The organism is Binatus sp. (SeqCode) (assembly GCF_049584895.1).
Taxonomy (GTDB): Bacteria; Desulfobacterota; Binatia; order Binatales; family Binataceae; genus Binatus.
The window spans coordinates 1-7083 of sequence record NZ_JBAUYR010000034.1; the positions used below are offsets into that span (position 1 = coordinate 1).

Below are 7083 nucleotides of genomic sequence, written 5' to 3' on the forward strand. Positions count from 1 at the left end.
ATGCGTGGTTAGAGTGCATCTTCCTACGTCGTGAAAGATCCGGGGTCCCTCGGCTACGCTCGGGATGACACAAGAAACGAAAGAACGCGGCGCAATTTTGGAAGATAAAGAGAGCTATCTCCCTGACGCGGCGGCTTTGTCGACGACGTTGTTCTGCACTTTGCTGTGGAAGCGGCCGTAGGTGAAATAGATGACGAGTCCGATCACCAGCCATACGAAAAAACGAATCCAGGTTACGACCGGCAGACTCGCCATCAGGTAGACGCAAAATACGACGCCGAGGATCGGCACCAGCGGCACCAGCGGCGTGTGGAATGGACGCTTCAGGTCCGGCTCGACGCGGCGCAGGATCCACACGCCGAAGCATACGAGCACGAAGGCGAACAGCGTGCCGATGTTCGTCAGTTCGGCGATTTCCTGGATCGGCAGCAGCGCCGCCGTGATTCCAACGGCGAATCCGGTCAACGTCGTGGGGATGTACGGGGTGCGATACTTCGGATGTATCTTGCTGAACGCGGGCGGCAGCAGGCCGTCGCGCGATACTGCGAAAAACACGCGCGACTGCCCGAGCATCAGCACCAGCAGCACCGAGGTCAGTCCCGCCACCGCGCCGAGCGAGATAAATCCCGACAACGCATGCATCCCGCGCAGCACAAACGCCGACGCCAGCGGTGCGTTCACGTCGATCAGATGCGCGGGCACCATCCCGGTCAACACGCCGGCGACCAGGATGTAGAGCACGGTGCATACGAACAGCGAACCGAGGATGCCGAGCGGCAGGTCGCGATTCGGATCGACGACTTCTTCCGCCGCGGTCGAGACCGCATCGAAGCCGATATACGCGAAAAAAATCACCGCCGCGCCCTTCATCACGCCCGACCACCCCATCGGCGCGAACGGACTCCAGTTCGCCGGCTTGACGAAGAACGCGCCGACGATGATCACGGCGGCGATCACTACGAGCTTGATTCCCACGATCACCGAATTGATTCGCGCGCTCTCCGAGATGCCGATGTACAGCACGTAGGTGATGAGCATCACGATCATCAGCGCGGGCAGATTGATGATCGCGCCGGGCACCGACCCGGGCGCGTGGGTTATCGCAACCGGCAGATGGATCCCGAGCCCCTGCAGGATGACGGTCAGGTAACCCGACCATCCGACTGCGACCGCGGCGGCACCGACAGCGTATTCGAGCACGAGGTCCCATCCGATGATCCAGCCGACCAACTCCCCCATCGTCGCGTACGAATACGAATACGCGCTGCCTGCGACCGGGATCATCGCGGCGAATTCGGCGTAGCACAGGGCAGCCATCGCGCATGCGAATCCCGAGACGACGAACGAGAGCACGATCGCAGGGCCGGCGTACTTTGCAGCGGCGACACCGGTCAGCACGAAAATTCCCGCGCCGACGATTGCGCCGATTCCTAGAAGTGTGAGGTCGAGCGCTCCCAGCGCGCGCTTGAGGCCGCCGTCGCGCGCATCCGCCTCCGCCATCAACGCCGAAGCCGGCTTGCGCCGGAAAAGCTGCGCCCGCAATCCCGTTCCGTTCATCCCCGCTCCCCCTCCCGCAGCTTTCACCACGCCTGGTATCCGCCGTCCACTGAGACTACCGACCCCGTAACGTAGCTTGAAGCGGGACTCGCAAGGAAGATCACGGCGCCGCGAATCTCGTGCGGAAGGCCGAGGCGCTTCATCGGCGTGAAGGCCTCCATCCGCTCTTTGTTCGCCGGCTTCGCGATTCCGCCTTCGGTCGCTTCGGTGGGAATCCATCCGGGTGCGATCGCGTTGACCAAAATTCCGTAGCCGGCCCATTCGACCGCGAGCTGACGCGTCAGATTCGCCAACGCCGCCTTGGTCGCCACGTATGCCGAGAGCCGGTACACCGAGCTCGCGACCGATGCGTAAATCGAAGCCATGTTGATGATTCGGCCCGGCTGTTTGATCTCGATCAGCCGGCGCGCGAAGCGCTGCGAGAGCATCATCGGCGCGGTCAGATTCACCGCGAGTGTTTGGTCCCACGCCTCGCGCTTGAAATTTTCGGCGCGACCGGTCGGCGACACGCCCGCGTTGTTCACCAGGATGTCGAGGTCGCCGAGCGCGGCCGACGCCTCGGCCATCACGCGATCGAGGTCGTCCTCGCGTGTCACGTCAGCGCCGATTCCGATCGCCTTGACGCCGTGGGCTTTGGCGAGATCGTCAGCAATTTGAACGACGCGGTCTTTGCGCCGCGCGACCAGCGCAACATCGGCGCCTGCTATTGCGAGCGCTGTGGCGCATTCGACGCCCAGTCCGGACGAAGCGCCTGTTACCAGCGCGCGATGACCTTTCACTGAGAAAAGAGATTCGAGTGAGTCCATTTTTGAAGTTTCATTCGCCGAAAACTTCGCCGGTGGCCTGCGCGGCGGCGGCGACTGCGCGATCGATATCGGCGCGCGAAATTCCGTTATGCGTCACGGCGCGGAACGACGTCGCCTCGCGCGGCGAGATCAGCACGCCTCGCTCTTTCATCGCCGCCGCGAAACGGCGCGACGCATCCGCGTCGCCGTCGACGTCGAACACCACCATGTTGGTGCGATTCTTAACCGCCCGCACATTGAGTCCCGCAACCAACGCGAGTCCCTGCGCCAGCGCGCGCGCATTCTGATGATCCTCGGCCAGCCGATCGACCATCGTGGTCAGCGCGACTATTCCAGCCGCTGCGATTATACCCGCCTGCCGCATTCCGCCGCCCAGGATTTTCCGGGTCCGATGCGCACTCGCAATAAATTCGCGACTCCCGCACAGCAGTGAACCGATTGGGCATCCGAGTCCCTTCGACAGGCAGAACGACACCGTGTCCGCGTTGCTTGCGATCTCTTTCGGCGTCGTCTCGAGCGCGAGCGCCGCGTTGAAGATTCGCGCACCGTCGAGATGCAGCGGAATTTTTCTCCGCTTCGCCGCCGTCGAAACTTCCGCCATATGTGAGAGCTTGATCGGCGCGCCGCCGCATCGATTGTGCGTATTTTCGATGACGACCAGCGACGGCTGCGCGAAATGATCGTCAGCCGGCGTCCCAAGCTCGCGCGCGAGTTCACCAGTGTCGAGCTCGCCGTCTTCGGTGTTGGCGACCGCGGTGAGCACGATGCCTCCCAGAGCCGACGCTCCCCCGGCCTCGTAAAGATTGGTATGCGACTGCGAGCCGACTATCGCCTTGGTGCCGCGAGCGCAATGCGACAGCATGGCAGCGAGATTGCCCATCGTGCCGCTCGGCACCAACAGCGCGGCGTCCTTGCCCATAATAGATGCCGCCATCGCCTCGAGCCGATTCACGCTCCGGTCTTCGCCGTAAACGTCGTCACCCAGCTCGGCGCGCGCGATCGCCTCGCGCATTTCCGGCGTCGGCAAGGTTACGGTGTCACTGCGCAGATCGATCACGCGATGCCTGTCGCGCGAGGCTTACTGCCCCGGTGGATAGAGCGTGGTGAAATTGCCGCTGGTCGTATCGACGACCTCGACCGCGTTTTCGGTGGTGTCGGAGAAATAGAGTTGCTTGCCGTCACTGGTGAGCGCGCAGCCGGAACCGATATGGCCGTTGACGAGCGTCAGCTTGGTCACGGTGTTGGCGTTGAGATCCATCTTGCGGATCGAATGATTGTCGGCGTCGAGGATGTAGAGAAACGTACCGTCGGTGCATATCGCGCCGGGATTGTTGAACTGTGCCTGCAGCGCGGGACCATCCTTGTCGCCTTCTTCGCCGGTGCCTGCGATCGTGCTGGTCTCGAGCGTGTTGATGTCTATTTTGCGGATGACGTCGTTGCCGGTGTCCGCGACGTAGATCGCTTTTTTGTCGACCGCGACTCCGCGTGGGCCGCTGAACAGAGATTTGCCTGGACCGCCCTCGGTCTTACCCGACGTGCCCGGCTGTCCACCGATCGTCTTGACCTTGAAGTCGGCGAGCGTGATACGCCGAATCGCGCTGTTGCCGCTGTCAGCCACGTAGAGCGAAGTGCCGTCGGTCGTTATCTGCGTCGGCAGGTTGAAGTGCGCCGACCCGCCCGTGCCGTCTTCCGTGCCTGAGATATTCGCGGTGCCCGCCACCGTGGTGACGGTGCCGCTGATGGTGATTTGGCGGATGTCGGAATTGTTGGTGTCGCAAAGATAAAGATTCTGGCCGTTGATCGTCATGCCGTCAGGGCTGTTGAAGCGAGCCGCTTCGCCGACGCCGTCGTTGCTGCCTTCCTGAAACAGTTTGCCCGCGACGATTCGCAGCGATCTGGTGGCCGCGTCGATCGCTTCAACTGTATTATTGCGGCTGTTCGCAACGTAAATCGCGCGGCCGTCGGTCGCGAGTCCGGCGGGAAAATCCAGCCGCGGCCCCGACTGCGCCTGGAGCCCTTGCAACTCTTGCGCGATCGCGGTTGCGCCGATCGCAAGCATCGCCGCCGTAGCCAGAATGACCTTGAAGTTTGCGAGGACTCTCATTACACGCGACCTCTCTGAGGTTGTAGGTTATTCGCGTCGATTCACGAATCTTGCCGCAACTTATGGAAAGATCGCTTTTACCACTTCGTCGATCGCGCGCTTGCTGTCCGCTTCGTCGGTCAGCGACCAGGTGACCGCGACCGTCGCCGCGCGCCGTGGCGCAATTCCCTGGCGGATCAGCTCGCCGGCGTAAATCAGCAGTCGGGTCGAGACGCCTTCTTCCAGTCCCGACGCCTTCAGATGGCGCACCTTCTCGCCCAGCACTGCAAGCTGCTGCGCGATATCCTGATCGACTCCCGCCTCGTGCGCGATGATCTCGACTTCCTTGTCCGCTGGCGGATAGGTGAACTCGATCGTCACGAAGCGCTGGCGGGTCGAATGCTTCAAATTTTTCTGGATGCTCTGGTAGCCGGGATTGTAGGAAATCACCAGCAGAAATCCTTCGTGCGCCTCGATCGTCTCGCCGCGCTTTTCTATAGGCAGAATCCGCCGATGATCCGACAGCGGATGGATCAGCACCGTCGTGTCCTTGCGCGCCTCGACCACTTCGTCGAGATAACAAATCGCGCCGCGCCGCACGGCCTGCGTCAGCGGACCGTCAACCCACACGGTCTCGTCGGCCTGAATCAGGAAGCGTCCGACCAGGTCGCTACCGGTGAGATCCTCGTGACACGCGACTGTGATCAGCTCGTTGGGGCCGTTGGAGAGCGACGACAATTGATGCGCCATGTGCTCGACGAAGCGGGTCTTGCCGCATCCGGTGGGACCCTTGAGCAAGAGCGGGAGTCGCGCTTTATAGGCGGCGGTGAAGATTTCCACTTCGTCGCCGATCGGCAGGTAAAACGGTGCCGCGGCGGGGTCGAGATGCTTTACCTCGGGCCCTTCAGCCTGCAGCCTGGTGTCGAATTTCTTTAACTCAATCCCCATCGGTTCCTTCTGGGCATAGTGGAGGCGTCAAGGGGCGATTCTAAGATTCTTTCGCGCAAGCATTCAACCCAAATCCACCGCTCGCAACCGCTCAGGTGCGGCGTTGATAGGTAGCGGTGCCGTCGCGATTGTCCTTGACCTCGTAGCCGCGCCGCTCGATCTCCTTGCGCAGCTCGTCAGCGGTGCTGAAGTCCTTGGCCTTGCGCGCTGCCGCTCGATTGTCGATCAATTGCTGGACGTCCGCTTCGATCGTGCTCGCATGCGCCGTCTCGCGATGCTTCTTCAAGTCGAGGCCCAGCACCGTGTCGAGCGCGAGCAGCGTCGGCCATGCGCGGAAGTCCTTGCGCCGGTATGCCTCCGCGACCAATTCCAGAGCCACCGCAAGCGCCTGCGGCGTATTCAGATCGTTGTTGATCGCCTCGTGAAAGCGCTCGTAGTATTCCGCCGCCCATCCCGCCGCCTCGACTCCTTCGGCAGCCGCGTCGTCGGGTACGCTGCGGGCGAACTCGTGAAAATAATCGAGGTTGTTCTGCGACGCGCGGATCGAATCGTCATTGAAAGCAATCTCGGATCGGTACTTCGCACCGTAACAAAAAATCCGAAACGCCAGCGGATCGATTCCCGCCGATCCAAGATCGCTCAGCAGCGGGAACTTGCCCGCGCTCTTGCTGATCTTGGTGCCCTCTTTCCCGACCAGAAACGCGTTGTGCACGAAGTACCGCGCGAACGGCTTGTGCGTCGCGCTTTCCGACTGCGCAATCTCGTTCTCATGATGCACCGGGATGTGATCGATGCCGCCGGTGTGGATGTCGATAGTCTCGCCCAGATACTTCATCGCCATCGCGGAGCACTCGATATGCCATCCCGGATAGCCGCGTCCCCACGGACTGTCCCATTGCATCAAGTGGTCGGGCTGGCCGAGCACCCATAGCGTGAAATCGTGCGGGCTGCGCTTGTCGGCAGAATGCTCGAGCCGCTGCGCAGCGTTCTGCTCATCGAGACTCTGACGCGAGAGCCTGCCGAGCCGATTCTCGCCGCGATACCACTCGACGTCGAAGTACACGCCGCTCCTGGTGACGTACGCAACGCCAGCGTCGATGATTCTTTTGGTGAGCGCGATCATATCGGCGATATGATCGGTCGCGCGCGACCATATGTTCGGCGGCTCAAGATTCAGCGCGGCGCAATCGCGCTGGAACTGCTCTAGATAATAGTTCGCGACTTCGAGCGGCGATTTGCCTTGCGCGCGTGCAGTTTTCTCGATCTTATCCTCGCCCGCATCCTCGTCGCTCGTCATGTGCCCGACGTCCGTGACGTTCATCACATGGCGCACTTTGTAACCGTTGAACTCGAGCGCCCGGCGAATACTGTCGACGAACACGTACGCGCGCAGATTCCCGAGATGCTGCGGCAGATAGACCGTCGGGCCGCATGAATACAGGGTAACTTCGGGCGGATTGAGCGGCTGGAACTCCTCGACCGCGCGGTTCAGCGAATTGAAAATGTAGAATGGTTTCACGAGTGCGAGCGTCAAGCTTAGCGTGCCCTCGCGGACTCGGACAAGGCGCGGGAGAGTGAAGGGGAAATCACTTAATTAAATGTGAAACCCGCGGTGGGTTTCACGCTTCCTTCGGCAGGGGTGACCCCTGCACCCAGTGAGAAGCGGTGGCACAGGCTTCAGCCTGTGAT

Annotated in this window: 6 protein-coding genes; all 6 read right to left on the reverse strand. The window is 61.6% G+C overall.

All coding sequences use genetic code 11. The features are described 5' to 3' along the window. Positions 1–114: 114 nt before the first annotated feature. The gene (locus tag WB650_RS06175; protein WP_422304334.1) at positions 115–1557 is read right to left on the reverse strand and encodes an amino acid permease; all 1443 of its coding nucleotides are present in this window, start codon (positions 1555–1557) and stop codon (positions 115–117) included. Positions 1558–1580: 23 nt separating this feature from the next. Beyond that, on the reverse strand, positions 1581–2363 hold the full coding sequence (locus WB650_RS06180) for an SDR family NAD(P)-dependent oxidoreductase (protein WP_422304329.1): 783 nt from the start codon (positions 2361–2363) through the stop codon (positions 1581–1583). A gap of 10 nt (positions 2364–2373) precedes the next feature. Continuing rightward, positions 2374–3420, reverse strand: coding sequence for a low-specificity L-threonine aldolase (gene ltaE / locus WB650_RS06185; RefSeq protein ID WP_422304330.1), 1047 nt, complete (start codon positions 3418–3420; stop codon positions 2374–2376). Positions 3421–3441: 21 nt separating this feature from the next. Further along, positions 3442–4467 (reverse strand): hypothetical protein, encoded by a 1026-nt coding sequence (locus tag WB650_RS06190; protein WP_422304331.1) that lies wholly within the window; start codon positions 4465–4467, stop codon positions 3442–3444. A 60-nt stretch (positions 4468–4527) separates the two neighbouring features. Continuing rightward, the gene (locus tag WB650_RS06195; RefSeq protein ID WP_422304332.1) at positions 4528–5394 is read right to left on the reverse strand and encodes a CbbQ/NirQ/NorQ/GpvN family protein; all 867 of its coding nucleotides are present in this window, start codon (positions 5392–5394) and stop codon (positions 4528–4530) included. A gap of 91 nt (positions 5395–5485) precedes the next feature. Further along, positions 5486–6928, reverse strand: coding sequence for a cysteine--tRNA ligase (gene cysS, locus WB650_RS06200; RefSeq protein ID WP_423959836.1), 1443 nt, complete (start codon positions 6926–6928; stop codon positions 5486–5488). Positions 6929–7083: the final 155 nt, after the last annotated feature.